This window comes from Bosea sp. F3-2, assembly GCF_008253865.1.
In the GTDB taxonomy this organism is placed as follows: domain Bacteria; phylum Pseudomonadota; class Alphaproteobacteria; order Rhizobiales; family Beijerinckiaceae; genus Allobosea.
Map to the genome: position 1 here is coordinate 1110791 of NZ_CP042331.1, position 26866 is coordinate 1137656.

Consider the following 26866-nt stretch of genomic DNA (forward strand, 5'->3'; position numbering starts at 1 on the left):
GGCGCAGCATGTCGCGGGCCTTAAGCCCCCCACCGCTCCCGTGGCGTGAGCTCGACCACCTGCCTGCGGCCATTGCGCAGCAGATCGAAGGCGGTGGGCCGGCCGATCTTGTCCTCGGCCAAGAGGCGCACGAGTTCGTCGGCCCCGGAGACGCGCGTGCCGTCGACCGCCACGATGATGTCTCCTGCCCGCATGCCGGCCATATCCGCCGCGCCTCCGCTCTCGACGGAGTCGACCATGACGCCCGCCGCCTGAACGACGCCCGCCGCGACCTGGATGCGGCGCGTGATCACGGCCGGGTGCGCCGCGATGCCGATCGAGGCCCGCCGGACCCGGCCGTGGCGGATGAGGCCGCCCATCACGAAGCTCGCCGTGTTCGAGGCCACCGCGAAGCTGATGCCCTGCGCCCCCATGATCATCGCGGTGTTGATGCCGACGACCTCGCCCCGCGACGACACCAAAGCCCCGCCGGAATTGCCCGGATTGAGGGCCGCGTCGGTCTGGATCACATCGTCGATCAGCCGGCCGTTCTTGGCGCGCAGCGAGCGGCCGAGCGCCGAGATCACGCCGGCCGTCACCGTCGCCTCGAAGCCGAGCGGGTTGCCGATGGCGATGGCGATCTGTCCGCGCTTCAACAGCCCGCTGTCGCCGAGCCGGGCCGCCGGCAGGCTCACGGGCTGTTCGACATGGACGAGCGCCAGATCGGTGTCCGGGTCGTCGCCGATCAGACGCGCATCGAAATGCCGCCCGTCCGGCATCTGCACGCCGACCCGCGCCGAGCCCTGCGCCACATGGCTGTTGGTGAGGATGAGCCCGTCCGGCGACAGGATCACGCCCGACCCGGAGCCGGAGCGGTACCCGTGCCTGCGGACATCAAGCCTCACGACGGCCGGGCCCACCCGCTCCACCACCTCGGTGACGGCGAGCGAATAGGCATCGAGCAGCGCGCCGTCGCCTGCGGGGGCGAGCGGGGGCGTGGACGAATCGAAGGCGTCTTCGTCGAGAACGAAGCGAGGTGTAACGTCGAGCATTGGCGGAACCGCCCTGCGTTGTTTGCCAGGATATGGCGACCCGGACCCCGCTGCAAAAGGGCTGAGCCCGGCGCGCTCCCGGTCGCACGCCCACCCGGTAAGCCGCCCGCTCCCGCCCTCGCCTGCCCATCTGGCTAGTGGACGAGATCCAGGCCCCGGCGCATCTCTACTGCATGCGTTTTCGCCAGCATTCCGGAGGCCCCATGAGCATAGACCTACAGGATGTTTCCACGGCGCTGGCAGGAATCGTCCAGAGTCTGGCGCCGAGCCTCGTTTCGGTCATATCCCATCGCATGCAGGCGTCAGGCTTCGTCTGGCGCGAGGGTCTCATCGTCACCTCGGACGAAAGCCTTGCCGAGGACGGGGACGTGAGCGTGACCTTGCCCGGTGGCGAGAGCATTGTCGCCCATCCCGTTGGGCGCGACCCGAGCACAGCCATCGCCGTGCTCAGGATCGACCGGTCTGATCTGCAGCCTGTCGCCATGGCGTCACCCCAGCTCGCGCCCGGCGCTCTCGTCCTTGCCCTGGGGGCGGAGGGCGGCGCACCGACCGCGGCCCTCGGCGTTGTCTCCGTAAGTAGGGAGCCCTGGCAGTCGATGCGCGGCGGCGACATTGACGCGCGCATCGAGCTCGATACCCGCCTGCGGTCGACGGCTGAGGGCGGCCTTGCGGTCGACGCCGCCGGGCAGGCTTTCGGCATGACGGTGTTCGGACCACGTCGGCGCGTCCTGGTGATCCCCTCGGTCACGATCGGCCGCATCGCGGCGAAGCTGGAGACCGATGGCCGGATTCCGCGCGGCTATGTGGGTCTCGGCCTGCATCCGGTCTCGGTCGAGGGCAATGGCTCAGGCGTCATGGTGATGAGTGTGGACCCCGAGGGCCCCGGAGCGGCGGCCAATATTCATCAGGGAGACGTTCTGGTGAGCTGGGACGGCAAACCCATCGGCAAGCTGCAATCCTTGCTGAGATCGCTCGGCCCCGACAGCATCGGAAAGCTCTTGGAGATCGAGCTGCGGCGCGGCGGCCAATTGCACCGGACAAAGCTTCAAATCGGTGAAAGGCCAGCGGCTTGAGAGACCCGCGCGCGAAGGATCGGTTGCGGCTGGCGGTCGACGTGGCCGACCCTGCCGTCGCTGATCGGATCGCGTCTGTTCTGGCCGATGCCGAAGAGGTCGAGCTGGTCGGCAAGGAGGATGAACCCGACGCGCTCGTCGTCGCGCCGGGAGCGGCGACGGAGCTGCAAGCCAGCATCGCACTCACCGCCCGGGAATTGGAAGTCCTCGCGCTGCTGGCGGAGGGGGCATCGAACAAGCTGATTGCCCGCCGGCTCGGCATTTCGGCGCACACCGCCAAGTATCACGTCGCATCCTTGCTGGAGAAGCTCGATGCGGTGAGCCGCACGGATGCCGTCGCCCATGCAGCAAGGATCGGTGTCCTCCACCTTTGACACGCGCTCGCCCACGGCTGCTTCGCGCCAGGCTTCCCGTTTTGCGCACTCCTCCAGCATCGCTGATCACGTCCTGATCGAGCTTGCCGTTCTCGGCGATGAGTGGCCGCTTCGAGGACACCGCTCCGCCTCAGGAATGCCTGCTCCCGTCACCATCGGCCATACGCGGAGCAACTGGCAGACGTCGGCTTGGGGTCGAGAGCGGGCTTAATTTGCGCCAGCCACTAATGTCTGTTTCCGGGCGATGTCCTAATGTCCGGTATCGGCGCTTCCACACCCTAGAGCGCCTGATTTGGGTTGTTGGCCGCACAATCGCGACGTGCCGGCCGTGCCTTCATATCTACGGCCAAAGGCCTCTTGACGTTGCTGGCGCGCGCGAACGAACGATCCCCAGGCCGTAAGTTATTACTCCTGATTAAAAATCGAGATGAAACCGGCGCTATTTTTCGATAGCGATACGCAATAGCGCGGCTTATCGCTTGTGAGGAGATGATGGCTCCGACCGTCCAGGGCAGCGAATTTGCACAACTGCGAACCTTCGTGACCGTTGCTGAGCAGTTGAGCTTTACCCGCGCCGCCGAGCGGCTCGGCATCACGCCGTCGTCCCTCAGCCAGACGATTCGTAGTCTCGAAGAACGACTGGGCATCCGTCTGCTCAATCGCACGACTCGTAGCGTCGCCTTGACCCCGGCTGGAGAGGCCCTGCTGCTTCGCCTGCGCCCGGCGATGGACGAAATCGGTGCTGCGTTGGAAAGCGCCATCCGCTTTCGCGACACCCCGTCCGGGACGGTACGTGTCCATGCCGCGCGCCAAGCCGCGCAGACATTCATCACGCCCATGCTCGGTACCTTCAGCCGGTCCTATCCCGAGATCATCGTTGATGTGACCGTTGATGACGCGGTTGTCGACATCGTTTCGGGCGGGTGGGACGTCGCCATTCGCCCGGGCGAGGTGGTCGAGCGAGACATGATTGCGGTCGAGATCGGCGGCGCGCTTTGCCAGCATCCGGTGGCGACGCCCACCTACATCGCGGAACATGGCGTGCCGGAAACGCCGGAGCAGCTCCTGGACCACAATTGCATCCGGTGGCGTTGGTCCGGCCACAGCCTTCCGTACGCCTGGGAGTTCTATCGCGACGGAAACTGGTTCGAGCTGGTGGTGAAGGGCTCGATCATCGCGAACGACCGCGGGATGATGCTGGCAGCCTGCCTGGACGATGCTGGCATCGCCTTTGCGACGAACCGGGAAACCGATCACCTGATTGCGGCTGGCCGGCTCGTCAAAATGCTCGATGCCTATTGCGAGCCGTATCCCGGGTTCTTTCTCTGTTATCCCCGGCAAAGGCAGATGGCCCCCGCTCTGCGTGCTTTCATCGATGCCGTGAGGACCACCGCTCATCACGAGTAAGAGGATTGAGAGCTGCAAGCGTTTCGTTAGCGTCGGATGAAGATCGGGGCGGCCGCTGTTCTGCGACCGTCCCGTCGCGATCGATCAGCCGATCGGAACGCTCATGCCGCCATCGGCCATGACGACCGAGCCGACGATAAAGCTCGCGCGGTCCGAGGCCAGGAAGGCGACGATCTCGGCGATTTCCACCGGATCAGCGGCACGCCCGATCGGAGCGTTCTTGCCGTGCTCGGCGAGGAACTCGCGCCCGTCATCCCTGAAATGGTTCAGCAGGTTGGTGACGACGTCGCCGACGCCGATCGCATTCACGCGGATGCCGTGCTCGATCGCTTCGAGCGCCTGCGTCCGGGTCAACTGCGCCAGCGCTCCCTTCGAAGCCGTGTAGGCCGCGATGCCGGGGAAGGCGAAGTAGGACGCATAGGAGGCGATGTTCACGATCGCACCCGCGCGGTTCGGCATCATCGCCTTGGCCGCTTCCCGGGAGTGAAGGAAGGCGCCGGTGACGTTCGTCTCCATCTGCCAGTTCCAGTCCTCGCGGCTCATGTCGACGAGGTTCTTGTAGATGATGCGGCCGGCATTGTTCACGAGGATGTCGAGCTTGCCGAACCTGTTCACTGCGAGCGCCACCGCCTTCTCGGCCGAACCGTCTGCGGTGATGTCGGCCACGAAGGCGACGAGCCCGTCCCGCTCCAGCTCCTTGACGGCCGGGTCGATGTCTTCCGCGACCACCTTCGCGCCGCGTGCATGCAGCAATTCGGCGATCGCGCGGCCGATGCCGCTCGCCGCGCCGGTGACGAGTGCAACCTTGCCCTCGACCTCGTTCACGTTCGCTACGATGTTGGTCATGGTAGCTCTCCTTGCGGGATGCGGTTGAGAACGGCCAAATTCGCCCATCCCGCAGCGATTTTGGCCCGCCGTGTTGGCGTGGAACCGATATGCCCCCGGCGGGCGTTGCCTTCTCTCGGGCCTTTGCCGGGACTGTCGGGGTTTTGCGCAAATCGGCTGGGCGGCAGGCGAGGCGTCCGCTCAGGACGGAGGTGAAGCCAGTCCGCCGAATACGGCCTCGATCAGCGCATCGATGAACGCGTCGGTGAGATCGGAGCCGAGATAGGGGATGAAAAAGCGGTGGTAGATCGGCCCGTAGAGGAGATCGAGGACGATGTCCGGATCGAGGCCGGGCCTCAGCTCTCCCGTCGCGATCCCTTCACGTATGATCTCGCGAGCGATGGCTCGGCGCGGCTCGACCCAGCGCAGCTTCATCGCGTCGAGTAGGCGTGAATCGACCTGCGCTCGTCCGAGCAATGTCCGCATGATCCTGCCTTGCTGGCCGTTATAGGCGCGTACCAGCAGCTTCATCGAAGCCCGGAAGCTCTCGCGCGCGGTGGCATTCTTTTGGATCGGTGCCGCCTTGGTAATCTCGCCGAGGAAAGCGTCCATCACGATCGCCGCGACGTTCGGCCACCGGCGATAGATCGTCGTCTTCGCGACGCCGGTGCGGCCGGCGATGCCTTCGATCGTCAGGGCTTCGAAGCCGACTTCCTCGCCGAGTTCGAGTGCGGCGCGGAGAATCGTCGCGGTGACATCGGCGCGATGAGCGCCGGGGGGCTTTGCAGTCGCTGTCACGGATCTGGCTACCATCGTGTCGTCCCTGAGCGCCGAGGCCGGGGGTGGGCGAAAGATCGATTGAGCTTGACGAGAATACGCTACGTAGCGTAGCGTGACAATGCGAAAATCGACACTGCGGTGCCGATCCGGGCATGGGTACGGCCGTTGCCGAGAGACCGAGCGAGCAATCACTGAGCATTCCGTCAGGAGAAGCGAAGTGTCACAGGTCACCAACATCGCTTTCATCCGGGCTCGAAGCGGCCGTTCAGAAGAGCTGGGCCGGCGGCTTCTCGATCTGGTCGTGCCCTCTCGACAAGAACCCGGATGCATCAACTACGACGTGCATCGGTCGGACATCGATGCCGACCTCTGGTGCGTCTACGAGAACTGGCGTTCTGCGGACGATCTCGCGGCCCATTTCGATCTGCCGCATATGCGGGCCTTCGTCGCCGACGTGCCCGAGCTCGTTGACGGGGATCTCGATCTGCGCCGCTTCCTGATGATGTCAGAGCCGGCGCCGTGGCGCCTTTGATCCTTGAGATAGACCATCGGAAGTGATCCGCGCTCAACCTGATGGCGCTGCTGCTGTCCCGGCCTCGGAGCGAAGCAGATGACACTGGAATCGATGCCCCCGAGCAAGGCCTATCGTCTGCTCGAACCTGGTCCGATTGTGCTGGTGACGACAGCGCAAGGTGGCCGCCCAAACGTGATGACCATGGGCTTCCACATGATGATCCAGCATTCTCCGCCCCTGATCGGCTGCATCATCGGCTCGTGGGATCACAGCCACCGGGCGCTGCGCAGCACCGGCGAGTGCGTGCTGGCCGTGCCGACGGTCGATCTCGCCAAGACGGTCGTGGATATCGGCAATTGTTCCGGCAGCGAGGTCGACAAGTTCGAGCGGTTCGGCCTTACGCCACGACCGGCCGAGAAGGTCGCCGCGCCACTCATCGCGGAGTGCCTCGCCAATATCGAATGCCGCGTCGCCGATGACAGCATGGTCGCGACTTATAACCTGTTCATCCTCGAGGCGGTCGCGATCTCGATCGATCCGGAACGGACCGAGCGGCGGACGCTTCACCATCGGGGCGACGGGACCTTCGCGGTCGACGGCCGGATCCTCGATCTGAGGGAGCGGATGGTGAAGTGGCGATATCTGCAGGACTGAACGAGGTCGAGGCCTGCGCCGTCGGCATTTTTTCGCCGGCTTCCGAAGTGGCGGCGCGTCTCGGTCGCTTCCCTTCGTAAGATCGAGAGCGCAGCACGCGGAAAGGCAGTCGGATGGCGTTGTTCGAGAACATGCTGATCCTGGTGCTGCTGGCCGTGGTCCTGCTCCAGTTGTCGCGGCGGCTGGGCATTCCCTACCCGACGATGCTGGCGCTGGCCGGCGTGCTGGTCGCGGCCCTGCCCTGGGCGCCGGGCGTCGCCATCGATCCACAGCTTGCGCTGGCGCTCTTCATCGCGCCGGCGCTCCTCGATGCAGCCTATGATTTCTCGCCGCGCGCCGCGCGCAGCAACTGGCTGCCCTTGCTGGCCCTGGCCGCGCTGGCCGTCATCCTGACGACGGCGGCCGTCGCTTGGGTCGGGGTTGCGCTGGCGGGGCTGCTGATCGCCGCCGCAATCGCGCTCGGGGCCATCGTCGCCCCGCCGGATGCCGCGGCGGCCGCGGCGGTTCTGGGGCGCTTCGCCCTGCCGCGCCGAACCGTCACGGTTCTCAAGGGTGAGAGCCTCTTCAATGACGCCATCGCGCTGCTGATCTTCAGCGCCGCGGTGAGCACGGTTTCCGCGCCAAACGGGTTGGGTTCGCAAATTCCTCAGTTTGCCGTCGCCGTGCCCGGCGGTGTCGCGGTCGGCATTGGGCTGGGCTTTATCCATCTGAAGCTGGCGCCCGGCTTTGCGGGCACGCTCGGAGGCCGGCTGTTCGAGTTCGTAACGACGTTCGGTGCCTGGATCATCGCGGAGCGGCTCCATCTGTCCGCGATCCTCTCCGTCGTCGCCTTTGCCATGACGGTGGCGCGCTATGTTCCCGAGCGGCAATCGGCGCGCGATCGCGTCCATTCCTACGCTGTCTGGGAAGCTGCGGTCTTCATCCTGAACGTCCTGGCCTTCCTGCTGATGGGCTTGCAGGCCCGGGGGATCGTCCTGCGCCTCGCGCCCAACGAAATCTGGCAGGCTCTCGGCTTCGCCGGAGCCGTGCTGGTCACGGTCATCGTCGTCCGGATCGCCTGGGTGCTGCTCTTCAACCGGGCCGGCTATCTGAGATCACGCCGCCGCGGCGATCATGATGCGCCCAGCCTCGCACAGGGGCTCGTCGTCTCATGGTGCGGCATGAGGGGCGTCGTCACGCTCGCCGCTGCGCTCTCGCTGCCGGCTGGGTTCCCGGGGCAGGACCTGATCGTGCTCAGCGCGCTCGCAGTGGTGCTCGGAACCCTGATCGGCCAGGGCCTCACGCTGGGCCCGTTGATCCGGCTCCTCGGCCTCGAGCCGGACGACTCCTTCGATGCCGAACTCACTGCCGCGCGCGTGACGCTGCTCGACGCTGCGATCGCGGAGCTCGGCAATGAGGCGGGCGAGGCAGCAGCCGACCTCAGGGAGACTTATCTTGCCGACAGGGCCATGGCGGCGGAAGGGCACCATCCCCGCGCGGTCGGCGAAGCGGAGCATCTGCGGCGCCTGACGCTCGAAGGCATGCGGCTGCGGCTTGCCGGGATGCGCCGCACCGGAGACGTCGAGGATGACGTGTTCCACGCTCTAGAGGAGGAGCTCGATTGGGCCGAGCTGGCGGCTTCGCCGCCGCATTGGCATCAGCTCGAAGAGGCGTGATGCCGATGTCGAAGCCAGCTCGGTCCCCAGATACCGCGATGCAGCGGACGCTTTCGGGAGGCGTCGCCAGTCGATCGCCGATTATGTCATTCTGGCTAATAGGACAGTTCAAATATGAGAAGATTATAAGCTCTTAAAACACAATCTAATCTTCCTTTCAGAGCCGGTGAGCCAGTCAGGTCTGCACCGCCGAAGACAGGAGACGATCATGGCCAACAAAGTCTGGTTCATCACCGGAATATCGCGGGGCCTGGGACATGCCCTCGCGCAAGCCGCGCTTGAACGTGGCGATCGCGTCATCGGCACGACGCGCGAGGGGCTCGCGCCGGAAGGGCTTTCGACAGAGAAACTCGACGTCCTGCCGCTCGAAGCGGGTGATGCCGCCTCGATCGAGCGGGCAATGACAGCGGCCTTCGCGCTGCATGGCCGGATCGACGTCCTGGTCAACAATGCGGGATACGGGCTGATCGGCCCGGTCGAGGCCGCCTCCGACGAAGAGGTGCGGCGGAACTTCGAGATCAATGTTTTCGGACCGCTCGCGATCCTCCGTCACGCCTTGCCCCGGATGCGGGCGCAGGGGCGCGGCCATATCGTCAATATCTCGTCGATCGCCGGCATCGCGCCCGGCGCCGGTTCGGGCATCTATGCGGGAACGAAGGCGGCGCTCTGGGCCATCTCGAGCGCCCTCTCGCAAGAGCTCGCTCCGTTCGGGCTTTGGGTGACGTCGGTCGAGCCCGGCTCGTTCCGGACCGATTTCCTGTCGGGCCGCTCGATGCTGCGGACCGCGGCTCATATCGACGGCTATGCCGCGAGCAGCGGCCGGGCGGTCGACACTCTGCTCGACAAGGACGGCAAGCAGATCGGCGCCCCGCACCGGGCCGCGCTGGCCATCCTCGCAGCCGTCGATGCCGACGAGCCTCCGCTCGACCTGCTGCTCGGCAGCGATGCGCTGCAGCGCGCCCAGATCCGCCTCGACCGCTTCGACGACGATCGCCGGCGCTGGGAGGATGTCAGCCGGGGCACGGATTTCCCGGAAACCGCCTGACCGCTCTTCCGATCAGGTCGCAGTCGACGCTGGTCCGAGCCGCGCCACGCCGCGCGGCACCACCCCACCTATCCCAACCCATCTCGCACGAAGGAACATCCCATGAGCCATCTCGCGAACAAGATCGTTCTCATCACCGGCGCCAGCAGTGGTATCGGCGAGGCGACGGCCCGCGCCCTCGCCAAGGCCGGAGCCGTCGTCGTGCTCGGCGCGCGCCGCACGGACCGCCTCGAAACCCTGGCTGCCGAGATCAACGCGGCCAGTGGCAAGGCGATCTATCGGAGCGTCGATGTCACCTCGCGCGACGATGTCCAGGCCTTCGCCGATGCCGCGCTCGCCGCCTTCGGGCGCATCGACGTCATCATCAACAATGCCGGCATCATGCCGCTTTCGCCGATGGCCTCCCTGAAGGTCGACGAATGGGATCGGATGGTCGACGTCAACATCAAGGGCGTGCTCTACGGGATCGCGGCGGTGCTGCCGGCGATGAATCGCCAAGGCTCCGGCCAGGTCATCAACGTCTCCTCCATCGGCGGCCTTGCCGTCTCGCCGGCGGCCGCGGTCTACTGCGCCACCAAATACGCGGTGCGTGCGATCTCGGATGGGCTGCGGCAGGAGAACGACAAGATCCGCGTGACGTGCGTCTATCCGGGCGTCGTGGAATCGGAACTGGCCAACTCGATTACCGATCCCACCGCAGCGGAAGCGATGGTCGCCTATCGCAGCATCGCCCTGAAGCCAGAGGCGATTGCGGATGCCATTATGCACGTGATCGGCCAGCCTGCCGATATCGACACCAACGAAATCGTCATCCGTCCCACCGCAAGCGCTTGAACGGGGGCCGCGATGTCATTCGCAAGCCGCTTTCCATTTGCGACGGCCGCTGTCGCCATCGTGCTTTTTGCCGCCGCGACGGCGGCCCCGCTCAGCAAGGACACTCGCCGATGAGCAAGGTTCGAAATGCAGTCTCCGCGCCCGGCATGACCCACCCCTATGTTGGCATGTGGATCACGAAGGACGGCCACATCCGCCACAACCTGCTGCCCAATGGCCGTTATGACGAGGCACGCGGCCGCCGCGAGAGCGCCTATCAAGGACGCTACGAAGTCCGCGGCAATCATATCGATTATTGGGACGACACCGGCTTCACCGCCGATGGCGAGTTCATCGACGGCGTGCTCCACCATGCCGGCATGATCCTGTATCGCGACGGCAAGTCTCCGCGATAATCGCAGAACCGGGGAAGAGGATCGTGCCTTGAACGAACCGTCTCCGCCGTCATCCGTCCCTGAACGGACCTCTCCGGCCGGGCTCGAAAGCTATATCAGCGGGACCACGCTGATGAGCGGCGACGGCCCGGCCTGGAAGGACGTCTTCGTCCAGATCCTGTCCCGGGACCGCGTTCAGGCGCCCTTCCTGGTTCCTGCCGTGGCGGAGCCGCTCATCGTCTGGGTCATGGCGGGCAACGCCATCGTCGAAGAGCGTGACCTCGGCGACCAATGGACGGCCAACCGGGTGAATGTCGGCGACTTCTTCCTGACGCGCTCACCGGTTCCTTATGAAATGCGGTGGCAAGCCGACGGCGATCGGCCCTTTCAGGTGATGCACCTTTATGTCTCCGTCCCGCTGTTCGAAAGGGCGGCGCGAGAGATGCTGGGCAAAGCCGTAGGCAACATCACCCTGAAGGACGTCTCCGGCGCCCGCGACGAAACGCTCTCGCATATCCTCAGCCTGCTCCACGGAGAACTGGTCGCGGAAAGCGGCGGTAGCGCGCTGTTCGTCGAAGGGCTGGCGCAGAGCCTCGCCGTGCATCTCCTGCGCCATTATGCGGTCGCAGACGCCGATACGCGCGCCCAAAATGCCTTGCCGAGCTCCAAGCTCAGGCGGGCGATCGCCTTCATGGAAGCCCGTCTGGAAGAGCCGTTCGATCTTGGCCAACTGGCGCAAGCGGCGGGAATGAGCGAATTCCATTTCAGCCGGCTGTTCAAGAAGGCGACGGGCCTGCCTCCCTCGCACCACTTCATTCGGCAGCGGGTGGCCAAGGCCCGGCAACTGCTCCAGGAAACCGACACCAGCATCATCGAGATCGGCATGGCCGTCGGCTACTCCAGCCCCAGCCATTTCGCCCAGATCTTCCGCCGCGAGACCGGCGTATCGCCAAGCGATTATCGCAGAGGCTAGGACGGGCGCGGCGGCTACGCCTTTCAGCCCACCGTGCCGGCCTCGGCGGCGACACTAGGCACCTGTCCCCGAAAGCGCTCGATCAGCCATCGGCCCGCCGGCCCTGGCGGCGTATCCGTGCGATAGATCGCATCCATGACGTAATAGCCACCGATGCTGTCGGGCATGTCGAGATGGATCAGGCGGCCGGCGGCGAGATCGTCGCGGATCATCGGCTCCGGCATGTTGCCCCAGCCGATCCCCGCCTTGAGCAGCATATGCTTGGAGCTGAGATCGGCCAGCCGCCAGGTGCTTGTCCCCACGACCGCAACATCCCTGCCTCTGGTGAGATCGGATCGATCGGTCAGGACGAGCTGGACATGCTCGCGTCCGGCGCCCGGCGGGATGTTTTCCGCACTGGCCAGCGGGTGGCCGGGCGCGGCGACCGGGATCATGCGCACGCTGCCGATGCCGACCTTCTCGATGGCATCGACCGTCACCAGCGGACCCGCGACGCCGATGGTTGCGACACGATCGAGGACCAGCCGCGTCACAGCGCCGAGGGACTCGACATAGAGGTGCAGATTGACGGTCGGGAAATGCTCCCGAAAGCTGGTCAGGGCATCGACTACGCGATGCTCGGGCAGCAGCGTGTCGAGAACGATGTGCAGTTCCGACTCCAGCCCCTGCAAAAGGCCCTTCGACTTGGCCCGCAGGTTGTCGATGCTGTTGCTGACGCGCCGCGCCTCGGCCAGAACCATGCGCCCGGCCTCCGTGAGCTGCGGCTTGCGGGTGGTCTCGCGATCGAAAAGGGTCAGGCCGAGCTGCGCCTCGAGATTCGCGATCGCATAGCTGACGACGGAGGTGGCGCGGTTCAGCTTGCGCGCCGCGCCGGCAAAACTGCCGACATCGACGACGGTCAGCAGGACCTTGAGTTGGTCGAGGGTGGGAGTGCCCGGCTCCGAGATCATGTCGATTTCCTCGAACGTAATCGTCTATCTTATGCCGGTTTTTTCGTCCGCCTCGCGAGCATAGATTTTCCTCACCGCAAAGATCACGGGCTTTCGAGCCGAGATGAGGAAAAGCCCATGAGCATCCTGATCAAGCCGGACTGAAGACAGCCGGCGCTCGGCACGAACCCATCCTTCACAACACCCAAAGAACCGCGCGATCGCGGAATGCGGTCGCTCGCCCAGGAGACAGACCATGAGCGATATCCTGAAGGACAAGACCGTCGTCGTGACCGGCGCATCGAGCGGCATCGGGCGAGCGATCGCCATCGCGGCGGCGCGCCACGGCGCCAAGGCCGTGATCGTCTCGGACATCACCGAGACCCCGCGCGAAGGCGGCGCCCCCACCACCTCCGAGATCGAAGCCCTCGGCGTAGCCGCGCGCTTCTTCAAAGCTGACGTGTCGAACCGCGCCGACAACGACGCCCTGGTCGCCGCGGCGGACGAATTCGGCGGTGCCGATGTGATGGTACTGAATGCCGGCATCTCGCTCCGCTCCGATGGTGCCGACGTCAGCGAGCAGGATTACCGCCGGCTGATGTCGATCAACCTCGACGGCACGCTGTTCGGGGCGCAGGCCGCGGCCCGGCGCATGAAGGAGCGTGGCAAGGGCGGCAGCATCGTTCTGATGGCCAGCATGGGCGGGATCGCCGGCGCCGGCATCACCGTCGCCTATTCGACGAGCAAGGGCGGCGTCGTCCTGATGGCCAAGGCCCTTGCCGATGCGCTCGGCCCAGACGGCATTCGCGTGAACGCCATCGCACCCGGCACCATCGACACCGAGTTGCTGCGCAAGACGCCGGACATCGCCGCGGCCAGCGAGGGCTTTCGCCAGCGCACGCCGCTGAGGCGCCTCGGACAGCCGTCGGAAATCGGCGATGCCGTCGCGTTCCTGGGCTCGGATCTGTCGAGCTATGTCACGGGCATCACGCTTCAGGTCGATGGCGGCCTGCTCGCCGTGATCTGAGCCGCTTGCCGAATTCATCGAACCTAACGCTCGATCGTATTCGGATTTCCAACAGGGCTGCCGAACGGCAGAAATACTCCGGCAAGCCCCAGTTCAAGACTAGTCCCTCACGAAAGGAAACTTCCATCATGGCCAAGGTTCTGGTGCTGTATTACTCGTCCTACGGGCACATCGAGACCATGGCGAACGCCATGGCCGATGGCGCCCGGGCCGCCGGCGCGACTGTCGACATCAAGCGCGTGCCGGAAACGGTGCCCGAGGAAATCGCCAAGAAGGCCCATTTCAAGCTCGACCAGGCCGCGCCGGTCGCCAGCGTGGCCGATCTCGAGCACTATGACGCCATCATCGTCGGAACCGGCACGCGCTTCGGCCGGATGTCGAGCCAGATGGCGGCCTTCCTCGACCAGGCCGGCGGGCTGTGGGTTCGCGGTGCCCTGCACGGCAAGGTCGGCGCAGCCTTCACCTCGTCGGCGACGCAGCATGGCGGCAACGAGACGACCCTCTTCTCGATCATCACCAATCTGCTGCATTTCGGCATGACGATCGTCGGCCTGCCCTACAGCCATGCCGGCCAGATGACGCTGGAAGAGATCGTCGGCGGCGCTCCCTATGGCGCGACGACCGTGGCCGGCGGCGACGGCTCGCGCCAGCCTTCGGCGATCGAGCTGGAGGGCGCCCGGCACCAGGGCGGACTCGTCGCGAAGACGGCCGCCAAGCTATTCGGCTGATCCGATAGGCCGGGCCGCATAGCCCGGCCGCTCCAACCAAAATCGACGGGTCACCTCAAGCGAAGGAAGAACCTCCCTTCGCAAGGGAGGAACTCATGCCCGAAGACTTCAAAGACAAAGTCGTGCTCGTGACCGGCACAGGCTCCGGGACGACCATCGGCGGCTTCGAACTCTAACCCAGGAAGCACAATCCCATGACACAGGACATCAGCGAACAGGCGAAAGCCATCATCCGCCGCAATACCGAAGAGGTTCAGGGCGGCGGAGACTGGGCGCTCTTCGACACGCTGTTCTCCGACGATTTCCACGATCACACCCCCCAGCCGGGCATGAACAGCGACAAGGCGAGCGTGCTCGGCCTCTACAAGCGCCTGCGCGTCGCGTTCCCCGACTTCAGGCCGGAAATCCACTGGCAGCGCGCCGATGGCGACGTCGTCACCACCTTCAAGACCTATCACGGCACGCATCAGGGCGAATTCCTCGGCATCCCCGCCACCGGCAAGACGCTGAGCTTCGAGACCGTCGACGCGATGCGCGTTGTCGACGGCAAGATCACCGATCACTGGGGCGTCGCGAACCTCTATTCGGTTCTCCAGCAGCTCGGCGTGATCGCGCCGCTGTCGAAGTAAAGGGAGAGCGTGCCATGAGCACCGTCATTCGCATGCACGAAACCGGCGCCCCGTCGGTCCTCGTCGCTGAAGACGAGAAGGTCGGGCATCCCGGTGCCGGCCAGGTCAAGCTGCGCCACGACGCCATCGGCGTGAACTTCATCGACACGATGTTCCGGTCCGGCGCATTCGGGGCGCCATTACCCTTCGTGACCGGCGTGGAAGCTGCCGGCATCGTCACCGAGACCGGCCCGGGCGTTCGCCAATTCGATATCGGCGACCGCGTCGCCTATTTCTTCGCTCCGGGCGCCTATGCGGCCGAGCGTCTGGTCGACGAGGCCGCCCTCATCAGGCTGCCCGACGATGTCGCGACCGATACCGCTGCCGGCTTCCTGACCAAGGGCATCACAGCCTGGCTCGCCGTTCGCCACCTCCACCAGGTCAGGCCGGGCGACAAGGTGCTGGTCCAGGGGGCGACCGGCGGTGTCGGCTCACTCGTCACGCGCTGGGCGAAAGCTCTGGGCGCGACCGTCATCGCGGTCGGCTCGGCCGCCAAACTCGGCGGGATCGCATCCGAGGTCGATCACGCGCTCGCCTCTGACGAACCCGATCTCGGGCTCCGGATCCGCGCCGTCGCGCCGCAAGGGGTCGACGTCGTCTACGAGTTCGTGGGCAAGGCAACCTTTCCCGCCTCGCTGAAGGCGGTGCACGACGGTGGCGAGATCTTCACGATCGGAGCCGCATCCGGCGCACCGGAGATTGATCAGGCCGAACTGACGTCGCGCTTGATCACAGTCGCGCATGCCAGCGCGGCGGCCACCGTCAAGGGAGCCCTGCTGGCGCAGGCCTCGAACGAGCTGTTCGATCGCTGGAGGGAGGGCATCTTCGGTGACATCGCGCTGCATCGCTATCGCCTGCTCGATGCCGCGCAAGCCCATCGCGACATCGCCGACCGCACCATCGGCCCGAATCCGATCCTGGTTCCTTAACGGGCCCTTGCTTGCTAGCGTCAATGGCGTTCCCCTTTTGGGAGCGCCATTGACGCCTTTCACCTCATCCTCCTGTGAGCGACGCCATGTCCAGCACCCTGTCGGCCTTGCTGCTTCGCAATCTCCACGACGTGTTCGGGGAGCCCGACCCTGACCGCCGCCGCGCCGCGATCGATGAGATCTTCCACGAGGATGCCGTGTTCCATGATCCCAATGGCGGCGTCTTCCGCGGCCGTGCCGAGATCGACCGCATCGCCGGAGTGATCAAGGCCGGTCATCCCGACTTCCGATATCAACCGCTTTCCGAGCCGGAAGTGGTCGGCGATGCCGGCCGCGTTCGCTGGGTCTCGGGCAGCCCGGGCCACCCCCCGGCCTATGCCGGAACCGATTTCGCGATCGCGCGCGACGGCAAGATCGCCGCCGTCTATCTTTTCTTCGACGCGTTGCCTTGAGTGGGGCGCGAGGAGCCAGGCGGCTGACATGATGCCGCAGCTGGGTTACAGGCGCCGATCCGACTGACGTTCGAAACTCTGAAAACGGTCATCCCAACCTTCCGACAAGAGCGGTTGGCTTCCACGACGCTCCAGGCGCTTTTCCACGATCGTTGCATTCGGGCTTGAATGCCCCAGCTCCGGAGCCATAGTAGCTCCAAGCGTCGATCGTGGAGGCGCGTGATGATCGTTCGCGCCGCCCTGTGCCTGGCGTTGATGCTGCTCCCCGCCTGCACCTTCCAGGGGCGTCCGCAAGCCTTGCCCTTCGAACGGCAGGAAGGGGCCGAGGTCGCCGGCTACGGCACGGTGCGGTTCTGGGCCGACGGCATCGACAGCCGCGTTCCCGCTTATCTCGACAACCAGTATCGGCAGATCGCGGCATCGGGCTGCCGCGCCTGCCGGAACGAGGCGAGCTTCCTGGCGATCTCCGGTGGAGGCGCGGATGGCGCCTACGGGGCTGGTGTCCTGAAGGGCTGGAGCGAACGAGGCGACCGGCCGCGCTTCGAAGTGGTCACCGGCGTCAGCACGGGCTCGCTGGCAGCGCCCTTCGTATTCGCCGGACCAGCCTATGATGCCGCCCTGGAAGAGATCTATACGCGCTATGGCGACAGCGACCTGTTTCGCAACAGGGGGATCGTCGGGCTCCTCGGCGACTCGCTCTACGACACGGAGCCGCTGCGCCGCCTGATCGAGCGTCACGCCGACGACGCCCTGCTCGATACGATCGCAACCGAGCACCGCAAGGGGCGACGCCTGCTCGTCCAGACGACCAACCTCGATGCGCAGCGACCGGTGGTCTGGGATCTCGGCGCCATCGCCGCCAGCGGCAATCCGGAGCGCCGCAAGCTGTTCGTCGACGCGCTCCTCGCCTCCGCGGCCATTCCGGGCGTCTTCCCGCCGGTCGCGCTCAATGTGGCCAGCGAAGGCCGGCTCTACGACGAGCTGCATGTCGATGGCGGCGTCTCCGCCCAGATCTTCTTCGCACCGCCGGGGCTCGACCTGAACGGCGCCGCCCGCCGCCATTTCGGGCATGAACGGCACCTGAGTCTCTACGTGGTCCGCAACGGCAAGCTCGGCCCCGAATACAAGGCGAGCGAACGCAGCGTGATGGCGCTGGCCTCACGCTCCATCACGACGCTGGTGAAGTACCAGTCGCTTGCGAACATCACGACGCTGTCGGAGGTCGCGCGGCAGATGAAGGCCGATTTCGCCTTTGCGGCCGTGCCCGAAAGTTTCGCGGTGCAGCCGCGCTCCGAATTCGACCCGCTCTACATGCAGGCGCTCTTCAGGATGGGCTATCAGGACGCCCTGCGGGGACAGGCATGGCGCAAGACACCGCCGGCCTCGCCGATGCTCGCATTGCGGCGCTAGAGCAATTCCAGCAAAAAGCGCGTAGCGGTTTCGCGTTCGGAGTTGCCGAAAGCGGAAGCTGCCCTCCGCTGAAATCCGATGCCGAAACAAGGAGTGAGTGCCGCTCCCTACCCGCGCCTTGCCGGCATCAGCAGACTCTATGAGATGGAACGTGGGCTCGCTCTCTCGGGCAGGCTCCAGCGATAGCGCGAAGCCTTTGCTTGACTCCTACCGCCCCAAAAGAGAAGACCCCGCCAGCCGAAGCTGACGGGGCCAAAATCATGCGGCGGCACATCGTCGGTATCGCTCGATGGCCCGGCGGGTCAGGTCGTCTTCGTCTTCAGCGACATGGACCAACGCGGCGACAATGTAGGCCAGATTGGTGCGTTCACGCTCATCAAAGGCATCGGGAATGGTCGATCTGACTTCGTTCCAAGCAGCCTCCAAGGCCGCCTGCGCCCGAGCGAGGTCAACGGGGTCGCTCAACGATGAGAACGGCATGCTCTTCCTCCGAAGTGGTTCTCGCATCGGGGAATTTAAGGAACGGAGTAATCACCGCAATGTCAAAAAATGGCCCGATCCCCTTTCGGAGACCGGGCCGGTGACCGTCGCCGATCAAGTGTTGAGGCGGGCAGCTCCCACGTTGGGAAACGTCATTCGATCGCGTCACTCGACGATATGAACGATGCGACGGCTTGAAGGCTCGACCAACACGACATGATCGTCGGTATAGATGGAGCGATACCTGCTGACGCTCGGCCCCCAATCGGCGGGCGCCGCGTGGAGTTCCACATCGGCCGGCAAGGTCGCTCCGACGGTGACCTTCTCCTTGATCATCGCGGGCTTCACCTTCTCCTTGACCACATACTCCTTGATACGGGTTTGCTCGGGCTGGCCGATGGTGGTCTCGGCGCTGACTTGCGCGACAGCCGCCGAACTGGCCGCCAGAGCCGTCGCTACGACGAATCCAAGAACCGGACGCTTCATGGCCCGTCCTCTGCCGCTGCCTGCCAAGCCATCCATCGCCGTGTTGCCGTTCACCAACTTGAGCGGGGAAACGGAGCAGAACGTTTTCGCAGACGGGTTGACCGAAGACCTGATTCTGCGAGTAGAGAAGCCCCCTTCCCTCCCTCGCTGTCGACGGCACGCCATAGAACCAGGCGCCGCACCTGGATCGAGACGACCATCTCGTCCAAATGCCACGTGTCCGTCGCTCGGGGCCGGAGCCGGCGCAGGTTCCGGGAAAACGCGGGTCCGAACTTGCACACCCACCGTCGGATCGTCTCGTAGGAGACATCGAGGCCGCGCCCAGCCAACAGCTCCTCGACATCGCGGTAGCTCAAGGTGAACCGCAGATAGAGCCAAACAGCGTGCCGGATGACCTCGGGTGGGAACTGGTGGCGAGCATAGGGGATTGACTGCATGCCCCTACCCTACGACGAGCGAGCTCAGACCGTCAGCGTTCCCGTGACGATGCCCCTCCAGCCACTAAGGTTGCGGCTGCGCCAAAGCGACGGAATCGCGCAGGATGAGTTCGAAAGGTAGTATCTCGCGAACTGGTTCCGAGGCTTTCTGTTCGATCAGATCGATCAAGATCAGAGCGAGCTGCTCGCCTGCGCTACGGATCGAGGTCGCAGTCGCTGTCAGTGGGGGGACAAACTCGGCCGCGCTGCATCCCCTCACGCCGTCGTCATGGCAAACGACCGAGACATCGGCGCCGATTTTCAGCCCACGCTCGCGTATGGCGCGATACACGCCGCGAGCCTGGAAAACCGACCCGCAGATGAAGGCTGTCGGCCGCTCCGGATCGTCGAGGCGGCGCATCGCGGTCTCATAGCCCGTGGCTTCGGTCATCGAGACGAATTCGATCGCATCCGGCAACGGGGTCAGCCCGCGAGCAGCGAAGGCGCGCAGGAAGCTCGCGGCACGCGCGGCGGCGTAACGGAACTTCTCGAGGCCGTTCACCGCCACGATGCGACGGTGCCCATAGTCGAGGAGCAGGCTCGTCAAACGTTCGAATGACGTATCGTTGTCCGTGTCGACGAAGGAATAGGGCTCCTTCACCTCGCTGCGCCCGTGCACGACAAAAGGCAGGCGCAGCTGGTTCAGCAACGCGATGCGCGGATCGTCGACGAGGGGGCGCGTGATGATGACCCCGTCGACGGCCTTCGATGAAGCCAGCTTGCGCAGGACGGCCGCCTCATCATCCTCGAACGGGGAAAGAAGCAAGCTGTAGTTGCGGCGCGTAACGGCCGTCGAAATGCCCGCCAGCACATCCACGAAATTGGTTTCGGGCAGCTGGAGCCGCTCGAGCGGGAAGACGAGCCCGATCGCCTCGGCCCGACCGATCGCAAGACTGCGCGCCCGCGCGTTCGGCCGGTATCCTGCCGCCTCGGCGGCTGCAACGACGCGCCGCCGCGTCGTCTCCGGTATGCCGGGATGGGCACGCAGAGCCCGGCTGACGGTGGATTGAGAAAGGCCGAGCTCGAGGGCGAGCGTTTTCAGATCCGCAGTGTGTTTATGCAAGCGCTTGCCTTCTTCACGCACCTGAAGTCACCTCGTCGCCTTGCACATCCGTGTCGCTCACCGGGATCGGCTCGCGGAATGGCTGATATGGCCGGCGCAGACCCGGATTTAGCCCACATCAACCCTGGTTGACAAACGCCAATGTCAACGTACCATGCAAGCGCTTGCATAATACACTGGCAAACAGTGATGCACCCGGGAGGATGCCCCTGATGAGTTTTGCGACAATCGCCCGTTTCTCGATTCGTCGGCTGCTCTTGGCCGCGGCCATGGTCTTCGGCTTTCTGGCGTCCGGCTCCGGTCGTGCGCAGGCGGTCGAGATTCAGTATTGGCAATATGTCTTCGACACCCGCGTCCAGGCCATGACCGAGCTGATCAAGCAGTTCGAGGCCGAGAACCCCGGCATCACGGTCAAGCAGGTGACCTTTCCCTATGCCGACTATCAGACCCGGCTGATCGCGGCCAAGGCTGCCGGGCGCGGCCCGGACGTGATGCAGCTGTTCTATGGCTGGCTCGACACCTTCATTGCCGGCAAGCTGGTCCAGCCGCTGTCGAAGACGGCGTTCAAGGACGCGGAGATCGAGCGGGACTTCTTCTCCATCGTCTCAGCGATGAAGCGCAACGGCCAATATTACGGCCTGCCAACGGCCGTGCGGGCGATGGCGCTCTTCTACAACAAGGATCTGTTCCAGAAGGCCGGGCTCGACCCGGAGAAGCCGCCGCAGACGCTGGACGAGTTCGTCGCTGCCGCCAAGGCGATCGTCAAGCGCGACGCCGCCGGCAACTATCAGCAGGTCGGCATCGCGCTCGACATCGCGCGGCAGGACCATAACTGGTGGCGCGAGATCCTCGTCCGTCAGTATGGCGGCGAGTCCTATTCGGCGGATGGCGGCAAGGTCGCCTACAATACCGAGGCCGGCAGCAAGTCGCTCGAATTCTACACGGGCCTGCAGAAGGTGCACCGCGTTGGCCAGGAGGGCTTCATGGACGAGGGCCAGGCGGCGTTCCGCGCCGGCCTTGCCGGCATGGTGGTGGACGGCACCTTCCGCGTCGCCTCCTACAAGACGATCCAGAACTTCAAATGGGGCGTCGCCGAACTGCCGACCTATAACGGCACGCGCGCTAATTTCGGCAGCTATTTCGCCAACGCAATCGGCGCTTCGGCCACGGGCGAGAAGCAGGCGGCCGCCGAGAAGTTCCTGGCTTTCATCTCCTCCGAGAAGGCGATGAACATCTGGCTGGAGAAGGTGGGTGAACTGCCGGCCCGCCGCGCTGTGGCGCTGACCGAAGCCAACATCAAGGACCCGATCTACGGGCCCTTCATCCGCGCGCTCGACTATGCAGCGACCCCGCCGCTGGTCGACGAGTCGGCCCAGCGCCAGGTCTCGATCGACATGATCAACGGCGTGCTGCTGAAGGACGTGCCGGTCAAGGATGCTCTGAACGCGGCGGCGGCACGCGAGCAAGCCATCCTCGACAAATTCAAGGCAAAGTAAGAGGCCGGCGCATGACCGCGACGACATTGCCGCCTCGGAGCGCGGGCTCCGGAGGCGTCTGGGGACGGCTGTCCATTTCCACGAAGCAGATCGTCTGGGCCTGGGCGTTTCTCGCCCTCCCCGTGCTCTTCTTCGCCATCGTCCGCTTCTATCCGACTCTGGAGGCCTTCTACCTGTCGGTGACCGACTGGGATCTGCTGAACGAGGCGCGCTTCGTCGGCCTCGACAACTACCGCAAGCTGTTCGCCGATCCGGTGTTCTGGCAGGTCTTCCGCAACACCTTCGCCTATCTGATCTTCGGCACGCCGATCGCGATCGTGCTGTCATTCGCCATCGCCTACTATCTCGACCGCGTGGTGTTCTTGCACGGCCTGATCCGCGCGCTCTACTTCCTGCCCTATCTCACCACCGCCGCCGCGATGGCCTGGGTCTGGCGCTGGTTCTACCAGCCCCCGCCGATCGGGGTCATCAACAGCCTCCTCGGCTTCGTCGGCCTGCCGGCGCAGCCCTTCCTCCGGTCGGTCGACCAGGCGCTGCCGGCGATCATGCTGACCGCGATCTGGGCGCATCTCGGCTTCCAGATCATCATCTTCATGGCCGGGCTGCGCGCCATCCCAACGAGCTATTACGAGGCGGCACGCATCGACGGGCTGGGCGATGGGGCGATCCTGACCCGCATCACCATACCGCTGCTGAAGCCGACCACCGTCTTCCTCGTCGTGTTTTCGTCGATCGGATTCCTGCGGATATTCGATCAGGTCTACAACATGACCAGCAACGACCCTGGCGGCCCGCTCAACTCGACCAAGCCGCTGGTCCTGATGATCTATCAGACGGCTTTCTCCTCTTATCAGATGGGCTACGCAGCGGCCCAGACCGTCGTGCTGTTCACCATTCTGTTCTCGATCTCGATGGCGCAGCTCTGGATCCTGAGGAGCCGCTGAGATGAGCAGAGACACCGCTAAGCCCCTGCCCGCCTACGGAGCCGTCCGCCCCGGCCGGATCATCGCCTGGACGATCCTGTTCCTCGGCGGCATCGTGATGATGACGCCGCTCCTGTTCATGTTCTCCACCTCGCTGAAATCGGCCGGCCAGGTCTATGACCTTCGCCTGATCCCCGATCAGCCGACGCTCGCCAACTACATCAAGGTCCTGTCCGACGGGCGCTTCGGCCGCTGGTTCCTGAATTCGACGCTGATCGCCACGATCGTCACCCTGTCATGCCTGTTCTTCGACAGCCTCGTCGCCTACACGCTGGCGAAGTTCAGCTTTCCCGGCCGGCGGGCGGTCTTCCTGGCGATCCTGTCGACGCTGATGATTCCGACCGAGATGCTGGTCATCCCCTGGTACCTGATGGCGAGCAAGCTCGGCTGGATCGACACCTATTGGGGCATCATGTTCCCCGGCATGATCACAGCCTTCGGCGTCTTCCTGATGAAGCAATTCTTCGAGACGGTCCCGAACGACTTCCTTGAAGCGGCGCGGGTCGACGGCCTCAACGAGTTCGCGATCTGGTGGAAGGTTGCGCTGCCGCTCGTCACGCCCGCGCTTTCGGCGCTCGCGATCTTCACCTTCCTCGGCAACTGGACGGCCTTCTTCTGGCCTCTGATCGTCACCACCGACCAGTCGCTCTACACGCTGCCGGTCGGGCTTTCGAGTTTCGCCGTCGAGCAATCGATCCAGTGGGAGCTGATCATGACGGGAGCGGCGCTCGCCACCATCCCGACGCTGCTGATCTTCCTGTTCTTGCAACGCTACATCGTGCGCGGCGTCATGCTCGCGGGAGTCAAGGGCTAAGTCATGGGCATTCTGCAGGCCAGCGACCGATCACGCTTCCCCGATCCGGTCTACCGGGAGACCGTCCTGCGGCCGCTGTTCGACGGTGTCCGCAGCCATCATGCCGAGGCTCTGGGCAGGATAGACCGCGCCCATCTCGTCATGCTGGTCGAGACGGGCATACTCGATGCGACTCAGGGCGCGGCCATCGCTGGTGCCCTGCTGGCGATGGAGCGCGAGATCAGCCTAGCGGCCCTCACCTATGGCGGCGACGTCGAGGATTACTTCTTCCATATGGAGCGCGAGCTGAAGGCGCGCGTCGGGCCTGACATCGGCGGCCGGCTGCACACGGCGCGCTCGCGCAACGACATCGACCACACCTTTCTCAAGCTCGGCTTCAAACCCCGCATCGATCGCCTGCTGACGGCCTGCCGGACGCTCCTGACCGCGCTGATCGAGGTGGCCGAGCGCGAACGGGACGTCCTCATCGTCGCCTACACTCATGGCCAGCCGGCCCAGCCCACCACCTACGGGCACTACCTCGCCGCCGTGATCGAGGTGCTGATCCGCGACATCGAGAGGCTCGAAGCCGCCCGCGCGATCGTCGATCTCTGCCCGATGGGCGCGGCAGCGATCACCACCTCGGGCTTTCCGATCAGCCGGCAACGCGTCGCCGAGCTCCTCGGCTTCGCGGCGCCGCTGCAGAATTCCTATTCCTGCATCGCAGCGACGGATTACCTGACCTCGGTCTACAGCGCGGTCGCGCTCCTGTTCCTGCACCTCGGTCGCCCGGTCCAGGATTTTCAGTTCTGGTCGAGCTTCGAGGTCGGACAGCTCTATCTACCGAATGCCTTCGTGCAGATTTCGTCGATCATGCCGCAAAAGCGCAATCCGGTGCCGTTCGAGCATCTGCGGCATCTGTCGAGCCAGACCGTCGGGCGTGCCCGCGCCGTCGTCGACGTGATGCACAACACGCCGTTCACCGACATGACCGACAGCGAGGCCGAGACGCACGAGATGGGCTATCAGGTCTTCGATGTCGCTCATCGCGTGCTCGATCTCCTGACGGCCACGGTTCGTGCCTGCCGCATCGACTCCGAACGCGTCGCGGTCAATCTGAGCCGCTCCTGCGCCACCATCACGGAACTCGCCGACTGGCTCGTGCGCAGCGAGGGCCTGTCCTTCCGGCTGGGGCACGAGATCGCCGCCGATGTCGCCCGTGCCGTCGTTGCCATGTCGGGCGATCTGCCGACAGACGGCTATGCGGCCTTTGCCCTGGCCTTCGAGCGCCATGTCGGACGCAAGCCGGCGGCCGACGCGGCCGAATTCACCCAGATGGTCTCACCCGAGCACTTCATCGCGGTTCGCGACCGGTTTGGCGGCCCAGCGCCCGCTGCTTTGGATGCGGCTCTCGAAGGCTATCGCGTTGCGCTCAACACGTTCGAGACCCGCGCCGCGGCGACCTCTGCCCGGGAGGCCAGTGCGGCCGACGAACTCGAACGCCGTATTCAAGATGTCGCGAAAGGTGGATGATGGCCAGGATCGAGCTTGAGAAGATCGTCAAGCGTTACAGCAGCGTCACGACCGTCCACGGGATCGACCTTGCCATCGAGGATGGCGAGTTCGTCGTCCTCGTCGGCCCTTCTGGCTGCGGAAAATCGACGACCTTGCGCATGATCGCAGGGCTGGAGGCGATTTCCGGCGGAACGCTGCGCATCGGCGGCCAGGTCGTCAACGACCACGAGCCCAAGCATCGAAACATCGCAATGGTCTTCCAGAACTACGCAATCTACCCGCATCTCACCGTGGCGCAGAACATCGGCTTCGGGCTTTACACGTCCAAGCTATCCAAGGCGGAGAAGCAGGCGCGCATCCGCGAGACTGCCCGAATCCTGAGCCTGGAGCCCTTTCTCGAGCGCCGCCCCGCCGCGCTCTCCGGCGGGCAGAGGCAGCGCGTCGCCATCGGCCGCGCGATGGTGCGCGATCCCGTGGCCTTCCTGTTCGACGAACCTCTCTCCAACCTCGACGCCCAGCTGCGCGGGCAGATGCGGCTCGAGATCAAGCAGCTGCATCAGCGGCTCGGCAGCACGATCGTCTTCGTCACCCACGATCAGGTCGAGGCGATGTCGTTGGCCGATCGAATCGTCGTCATGCGCGACGGCCGCATCCTTCAGGTTGGTGCACCGATGGAGTTGTACAACCGGCCCGTGGATATCTTCACCGCGCGCTTCATCGGCACGCCGGAAATGAACATGATCGACGCGACGATCGACGGCGAGCAGGTGACTGTGGGAGCCAACGCCGTGGCCGTTGACTTGTCCAGGGTTACAGGTTTGCCTTCGGGCATCGGCACAGGCCGATCAATCGTCGTGGGGGTGAGGCCGCAGGAGCTCTACCTGCTGACCGACGGGCGGGATGATTTCCCTGTTCGAATCGAAGGCAAGGTGCGAGTGGCCGAACCGCATGGCTCGGAGACATTCGTATTGATCGACCTGCCTGCGGGCCACGTGGTCGCCCGGGCCCCCTCTACCGTCGTGTTCAAACCCGGCGATGCAGTCGCATTCGGGGCGGGGGCCAACAGCCTGCGAATGTTTGATAAGCAGACCGAGAAGCTGATCAACTAAGGCCAGCGTAAGACTTTAGCGTGCGAGGACAACGCTCCTTTGAGATGCGCGATGTAGGAGATCTTGCCTCGCAAATGCGCTTCAAGGTTGCCCTTGCCACCGCCATCGTCATGCTTCTTCTGAGCGGCAGCCAGACCGATGCTTTGAATCGAATGCAGGATAGCCCAGATGTTGCGGACATACCGTCGATCTACGTTTAGGCCTGCATTGATCTTCACGCCGGTGACTATGCGGCGGGAATTCCGATCGGCGTAGTGGGTCTTTTCGGGATGGATCGTGAACCCGTTTCCTTTGAAAGCGGACGTGACTGCCGGCACGAAGATGTCGGACGAGAACCGTCCCGCCGCCGGAAGCGGGCCTTGAAAAGCGGGCTGGGCGGTTGATAGGCGGAAAATGTGATGTCGTCCGCATACCGCGTGTAAATGACGCGTGCGCTCTTCGCGATCCTCAGTAATTGGGAATCCCTGAGCCGTTACGCTGTCGAGATACGCCATTCCGTTGCGCTCACCGATGCCGACAAGGTGATCGGGGTTCGTGGCCTGCACCGTGCGCCGTGCGGCGGCTGGAGAGCTGCCTGATTGGATGCAGCTTGTCGTGGCAGAGCTCCTCTGCGTATCGCCGTGGGTCCCCTACCGTTGCGTCAAATCAGGGTCGCGCTCCCGCTGTTTCCGGGCAAACCCCGATAGCCGCCACACCGCAGCTAGCCAAACATCCAGGCCGGATGTCGGAGGCCGCCGTGATGGCGCAGATCCAATTGCAGGCGACGCCAACGCTTGCTGCAAG

General features: G+C 64.8%; 29 protein-coding genes and 1 pseudogene. 21 read left to right on the forward strand and 9 right to left on the reverse strand.

Going from position 1 to position 26866, the window contains the following annotated elements; genetic code table 11:
* Positions 1–20 precede the first annotated feature (20 nt).
* Positions 21–1031, reverse strand: a complete 1011-nt coding sequence (locus FQV39_RS05110) for a S1C family serine protease (RefSeq protein WP_149129311.1) — start codon at positions 1029–1031, stop codon at positions 21–23.
* A 203-nt stretch (positions 1032–1234) separates the two neighbouring features.
* Between FQV39_RS05110 and FQV39_RS05115 the strand changes: the two genes are divergently transcribed.
* The 3 genes from FQV39_RS05115 (at position 1235) to FQV39_RS05125 (ending at position 3885) form a co-directional block, all read left to right on the forward strand.
* On the forward strand, positions 1235–2104 hold the full coding sequence (locus FQV39_RS05115; RefSeq protein ID WP_149129312.1) for a S1C family serine protease: 870 nt from the start codon (positions 1235–1237) through the stop codon (positions 2102–2104).
* A 23-nt stretch (positions 2105–2127) separates the two neighbouring features.
* Positions 2128–2478: a response regulator transcription factor gene (locus tag FQV39_RS05120; RefSeq protein WP_248313257.1), complete on the forward strand. Its 351-nt coding sequence runs from the start codon at positions 2128–2130 to the stop codon at positions 2476–2478.
* Positions 2479–2967: 489 nt separating this feature from the next.
* Positions 2968–3885: a LysR family transcriptional regulator gene (locus FQV39_RS05125; RefSeq protein WP_248313258.1), complete on the forward strand. Its 918-nt coding sequence runs from the start codon at positions 2968–2970 to the stop codon at positions 3883–3885.
* Positions 3886–3969: 84 nt separating this feature from the next.
* On the opposite strand, the gene FQV39_RS05130 is transcribed toward FQV39_RS05125, so the two are convergent.
* Together FQV39_RS05130 and FQV39_RS05135 are read right to left on the reverse strand one after the other, a co-directional pair.
* Positions 3970–4731 carry an SDR family NAD(P)-dependent oxidoreductase gene (locus FQV39_RS05130; protein ID WP_149129314.1) on the reverse strand — a complete coding sequence of 254 codons (762 nt, stop codon included), beginning with the start codon at positions 4729–4731 and terminating at the stop codon, positions 3970–3972.
* A gap of 180 nt (positions 4732–4911) precedes the next feature.
* Positions 4912–5508 (reverse strand): TetR/AcrR family transcriptional regulator, encoded by a 597-nt coding sequence (locus tag FQV39_RS05135; protein ID WP_210251167.1) that lies wholly within the window; start codon positions 5506–5508, stop codon positions 4912–4914.
* 199 nt (positions 5509–5707) lie between these two features.
* Here FQV39_RS05135 and FQV39_RS05140 point away from each other — a divergent pair, with 199 nt between their 5' ends.
* The 7 genes from FQV39_RS05140 to FQV39_RS05170 all read left to right on the forward strand — a co-directional run bounded on the left by FQV39_RS05140 (position 5708) and on the right by FQV39_RS05170 (position 11539).
* Positions 5708–6022 (forward strand): putative quinol monooxygenase, encoded by a 315-nt coding sequence (locus FQV39_RS05140; RefSeq protein WP_248313259.1) that lies wholly within the window; start codon positions 5708–5710, stop codon positions 6020–6022.
* A gap of 78 nt (positions 6023–6100) precedes the next feature.
* Positions 6101–6658, forward strand: a complete 558-nt coding sequence (locus tag FQV39_RS05145; protein ID WP_472840623.1) for a flavin reductase family protein — start codon at positions 6101–6103, stop codon at positions 6656–6658.
* 113 nt (positions 6659–6771) lie between these two features.
* Positions 6772–8313 carry a cation:proton antiporter gene (locus FQV39_RS05150; RefSeq protein ID WP_149129317.1) on the forward strand — a complete coding sequence of 514 codons (1542 nt, stop codon included), beginning with the start codon at positions 6772–6774 and terminating at the stop codon, positions 8311–8313.
* 208 nt (positions 8314–8521) lie between these two features.
* The gene (locus FQV39_RS05155; protein WP_149129318.1) at positions 8522–9358 is read left to right on the forward strand and encodes an oxidoreductase; all 837 of its coding nucleotides are present in this window, start codon (positions 8522–8524) and stop codon (positions 9356–9358) included.
* Between the two features lie 102 nt (positions 9359–9460).
* Positions 9461–10192, forward strand: coding sequence for an SDR family oxidoreductase (locus tag FQV39_RS05160; protein ID WP_149129319.1), 732 nt, complete (start codon positions 9461–9463; stop codon positions 10190–10192).
* Between the two features lie 110 nt (positions 10193–10302).
* Positions 10303–10587, forward strand: a complete 285-nt coding sequence (locus FQV39_RS05165; protein WP_149129320.1) for an Atu4866 domain-containing protein — start codon at positions 10303–10305, stop codon at positions 10585–10587.
* 28 nt (positions 10588–10615) lie between these two features.
* A complete protein-coding gene (locus FQV39_RS05170) occupies positions 10616–11539 on the forward strand; it encodes a helix-turn-helix domain-containing protein (RefSeq protein ID WP_248313260.1) in 924 nt (307 codons plus the stop codon).
* Between the two features lie 23 nt (positions 11540–11562).
* Here FQV39_RS05170 and FQV39_RS05175 read toward each other — a convergent pair whose 3' ends face one another.
* Entirely contained in the window at positions 11563–12486 is a 924-nt protein-coding gene (locus FQV39_RS05175; protein WP_210251213.1) for a LysR family transcriptional regulator, read from the reverse strand.
* A 238-nt stretch (positions 12487–12724) separates the two neighbouring features.
* Here FQV39_RS05175 and FQV39_RS05180 point away from each other — a divergent pair, with 238 nt between their 5' ends.
* The 6 genes from FQV39_RS05180 (at position 12725) to FQV39_RS05205 (ending at position 17682) form a co-directional block, all read left to right on the forward strand.
* A complete protein-coding gene (locus FQV39_RS05180) occupies positions 12725–13495 on the forward strand; it encodes an SDR family oxidoreductase (protein ID WP_149129323.1) in 771 nt (256 codons plus the stop codon).
* Positions 13496–13623: 128 nt separating this feature from the next.
* On the forward strand, positions 13624–14223 hold the full coding sequence (wrbA, locus tag FQV39_RS05185; protein ID WP_149129324.1) for an NAD(P)H:quinone oxidoreductase: 600 nt from the start codon (positions 13624–13626) through the stop codon (positions 14221–14223).
* A 194-nt stretch (positions 14224–14417) separates the two neighbouring features.
* Positions 14418–14852 (forward strand): ester cyclase, encoded by a 435-nt coding sequence (locus FQV39_RS05190; RefSeq protein WP_149129325.1) that lies wholly within the window; start codon positions 14418–14420, stop codon positions 14850–14852.
* Between the two features lie 14 nt (positions 14853–14866).
* Positions 14867–15820, forward strand: coding sequence for a zinc-binding dehydrogenase (locus FQV39_RS05195; protein WP_149129326.1), 954 nt, complete (start codon positions 14867–14869; stop codon positions 15818–15820).
* Between the two features lie 86 nt (positions 15821–15906).
* Positions 15907–16272, forward strand: coding sequence for a nuclear transport factor 2 family protein (locus FQV39_RS05200; RefSeq protein WP_149129327.1), 366 nt, complete (start codon positions 15907–15909; stop codon positions 16270–16272).
* Between the two features lie 222 nt (positions 16273–16494).
* Positions 16495–17682: a patatin-like phospholipase family protein gene (locus FQV39_RS05205; RefSeq protein ID WP_187640175.1), complete on the forward strand. Its 1188-nt coding sequence runs from the start codon at positions 16495–16497 to the stop codon at positions 17680–17682.
* Between the two features lie 258 nt (positions 17683–17940).
* On the opposite strand, the gene FQV39_RS05210 is transcribed toward FQV39_RS05205, so the two are convergent.
* From FQV39_RS05210 to FQV39_RS05225, 4 genes and pseudogenes are all read right to left on the reverse strand, one after another.
* The gene (locus FQV39_RS05210; RefSeq protein WP_149129329.1) at positions 17941–18162 is read right to left on the reverse strand and encodes a hypothetical protein; all 222 of its coding nucleotides are present in this window, start codon (positions 18160–18162) and stop codon (positions 17941–17943) included.
* 165 nt (positions 18163–18327) lie between these two features.
* A complete protein-coding gene (locus FQV39_RS34080) occupies positions 18328–18684 on the reverse strand; it encodes a DUF1236 domain-containing protein (RefSeq protein ID WP_472840676.1) in 357 nt (118 codons plus the stop codon).
* A gap of 104 nt (positions 18685–18788) precedes the next feature.
* A pseudogene (locus FQV39_RS33605) lies at positions 18789–19085 on the reverse strand (IS6 family transposase); the annotation flags it as partial.
* Between the two features lie 64 nt (positions 19086–19149).
* Positions 19150–20187 carry a substrate-binding domain-containing protein gene (locus tag FQV39_RS05225; protein WP_187640177.1) on the reverse strand — a complete coding sequence of 346 codons (1038 nt, stop codon included), beginning with the start codon at positions 20185–20187 and terminating at the stop codon, positions 19150–19152.
* 212 nt (positions 20188–20399) lie between these two features.
* Between FQV39_RS05225 and FQV39_RS05230 the strand changes: the two genes are divergently transcribed.
* From FQV39_RS05230 to FQV39_RS05250, 5 genes are read left to right on the forward strand one after another with little or no spacing between them, the layout of a single operon-like run.
* On the forward strand, positions 20400–21683 hold the full coding sequence (locus FQV39_RS05230) for an extracellular solute-binding protein (protein ID WP_149129333.1): 1284 nt from the start codon (positions 20400–20402) through the stop codon (positions 21681–21683).
* Between the two features lie 11 nt (positions 21684–21694).
* Complete coding sequence (locus FQV39_RS05235) at positions 21695–22627, forward strand: carbohydrate ABC transporter permease (RefSeq protein ID WP_149129334.1); 933 nt, start codon at positions 21695–21697, stop codon at positions 22625–22627.
* A gap of 1 nt (position 22628) precedes the next feature.
* Positions 22629–23480, forward strand: a complete 852-nt coding sequence (locus FQV39_RS05240; protein ID WP_149129335.1) for a carbohydrate ABC transporter permease — start codon at positions 22629–22631, stop codon at positions 23478–23480.
* Positions 23481–23483: 3 nt separating this feature from the next.
* On the forward strand, positions 23484–24992 hold the full coding sequence (gene argH, locus FQV39_RS05245; RefSeq protein ID WP_149129336.1) for an argininosuccinate lyase: 1509 nt from the start codon (positions 23484–23486) through the stop codon (positions 24990–24992).
* The gene (locus tag FQV39_RS05250; RefSeq protein WP_149133670.1) at positions 24992–26083 is read left to right on the forward strand and encodes an ABC transporter ATP-binding protein; all 1092 of its coding nucleotides are present in this window, start codon (positions 24992–24994) and stop codon (positions 26081–26083) included. The genes argH and FQV39_RS05250 overlap by 1 nt, the downstream gene beginning before the upstream one ends.
* On the opposite strand, the gene FQV39_RS05255 is transcribed toward FQV39_RS05250, so the two are convergent.
* Positions 26080–26628, reverse strand: a complete 549-nt coding sequence (locus tag FQV39_RS05255; protein ID WP_149129337.1) for an RNA-dependent RNA polymerase family protein — start codon at positions 26626–26628, stop codon at positions 26080–26082. The genes FQV39_RS05250 and FQV39_RS05255 overlap by 4 nt on opposite strands.
* Positions 26629–26866 lie beyond the last annotated feature (238 nt).

What these genes read in the sequence shown, in the direction of transcription:
- FQV39_RS05190 (WP_149129325.1), top strand. Translation starts at nt 14,418, where the DNA reads ATGACACAGGACATCAGCGAACAGGCGAAAGCCATCATCCGCCGCAAT.
- FQV39_RS05195 (WP_149129326.1), top strand. Translation starts at nt 14,867, where the DNA reads ATGAGCACCGTCATTCGCATGCACGAAACCGGCGCCCCGTCGGTCCTC.
- FQV39_RS05230 (WP_149129333.1), top strand. Translation starts at nt 20,400, where the DNA reads ATGAGTTTTGCGACAATCGCCCGTTTCTCGATTCGTCGGCTGCTCTTG.
- FQV39_RS05150 (WP_149129317.1), top strand. Translation starts at nt 6,772, where the DNA reads ATGGCGTTGTTCGAGAACATGCTGATCCTGGTGCTGCTGGCCGTGGTC.
- FQV39_RS05240 (WP_149129335.1), top strand. Translation starts at nt 22,629, where the DNA reads ATGAGCAGAGACACCGCTAAGCCCCTGCCCGCCTACGGAGCCGTCCGC.
- FQV39_RS05110 (WP_149129311.1), bottom strand. Translation starts at nt 1,031, where the DNA reads ATGCTCGACGTTACACCTCGCTTCGTTCTCGACGAAGACGCCTTCGAT.
- FQV39_RS05145 (WP_472840623.1), top strand. Translation starts at nt 6,101, where the DNA reads ATGACACTGGAATCGATGCCCCCGAGCAAGGCCTATCGTCTGCTCGAA.
- FQV39_RS05125 (WP_248313258.1), top strand. Translation starts at nt 2,968, where the DNA reads ATGATGGCTCCGACCGTCCAGGGCAGCGAATTTGCACAACTGCGAACC.
- FQV39_RS05155 (WP_149129318.1), top strand. Translation starts at nt 8,522, where the DNA reads ATGGCCAACAAAGTCTGGTTCATCACCGGAATATCGCGGGGCCTGGGA.
- argH (WP_149129336.1), top strand. Translation starts at nt 23,484, where the DNA reads ATGGGCATTCTGCAGGCCAGCGACCGATCACGCTTCCCCGATCCGGTC.
- FQV39_RS05130 (WP_149129314.1), bottom strand. Translation starts at nt 4,731, where the DNA reads ATGACCAACATCGTAGCGAACGTGAACGAGGTCGAGGGCAAGGTTGCA.
- FQV39_RS05235 (WP_149129334.1), top strand. Translation starts at nt 21,695, where the DNA reads ATGACCGCGACGACATTGCCGCCTCGGAGCGCGGGCTCCGGAGGCGTC.
- FQV39_RS05115 (WP_149129312.1), top strand. Translation starts at nt 1,235, where the DNA reads ATGAGCATAGACCTACAGGATGTTTCCACGGCGCTGGCAGGAATCGTC.
- wrbA (WP_149129324.1), top strand. Translation starts at nt 13,624, where the DNA reads ATGGCCAAGGTTCTGGTGCTGTATTACTCGTCCTACGGGCACATCGAG.
- FQV39_RS05160 (WP_149129319.1), top strand. Translation starts at nt 9,461, where the DNA reads ATGAGCCATCTCGCGAACAAGATCGTTCTCATCACCGGCGCCAGCAGT.
- FQV39_RS05250 (WP_149133670.1), top strand. Translation starts at nt 24,992, where the DNA reads ATGGCCAGGATCGAGCTTGAGAAGATCGTCAAGCGTTACAGCAGCGTC.
- FQV39_RS05180 (WP_149129323.1), top strand. Translation starts at nt 12,725, where the DNA reads ATGAGCGATATCCTGAAGGACAAGACCGTCGTCGTGACCGGCGCATCG.
- FQV39_RS05200 (WP_149129327.1), top strand. Translation starts at nt 15,907, where the DNA reads ATGTCCAGCACCCTGTCGGCCTTGCTGCTTCGCAATCTCCACGACGTG.
- FQV39_RS34080 (WP_472840676.1), bottom strand. Translation starts at nt 18,684, where the DNA reads ATGGATGGCTTGGCAGGCAGCGGCAGAGGACGGGCCATGAAGCGTCCG.
- FQV39_RS05205 (WP_187640175.1), top strand. Translation starts at nt 16,495, where the DNA reads ATGATCGTTCGCGCCGCCCTGTGCCTGGCGTTGATGCTGCTCCCCGCC.
- FQV39_RS05210 (WP_149129329.1), bottom strand. Translation starts at nt 18,162, where the DNA reads ATGCCGTTCTCATCGTTGAGCGACCCCGTTGACCTCGCTCGGGCGCAG.
- FQV39_RS05165 (WP_149129320.1), top strand. Translation starts at nt 10,303, where the DNA reads ATGAGCAAGGTTCGAAATGCAGTCTCCGCGCCCGGCATGACCCACCCC.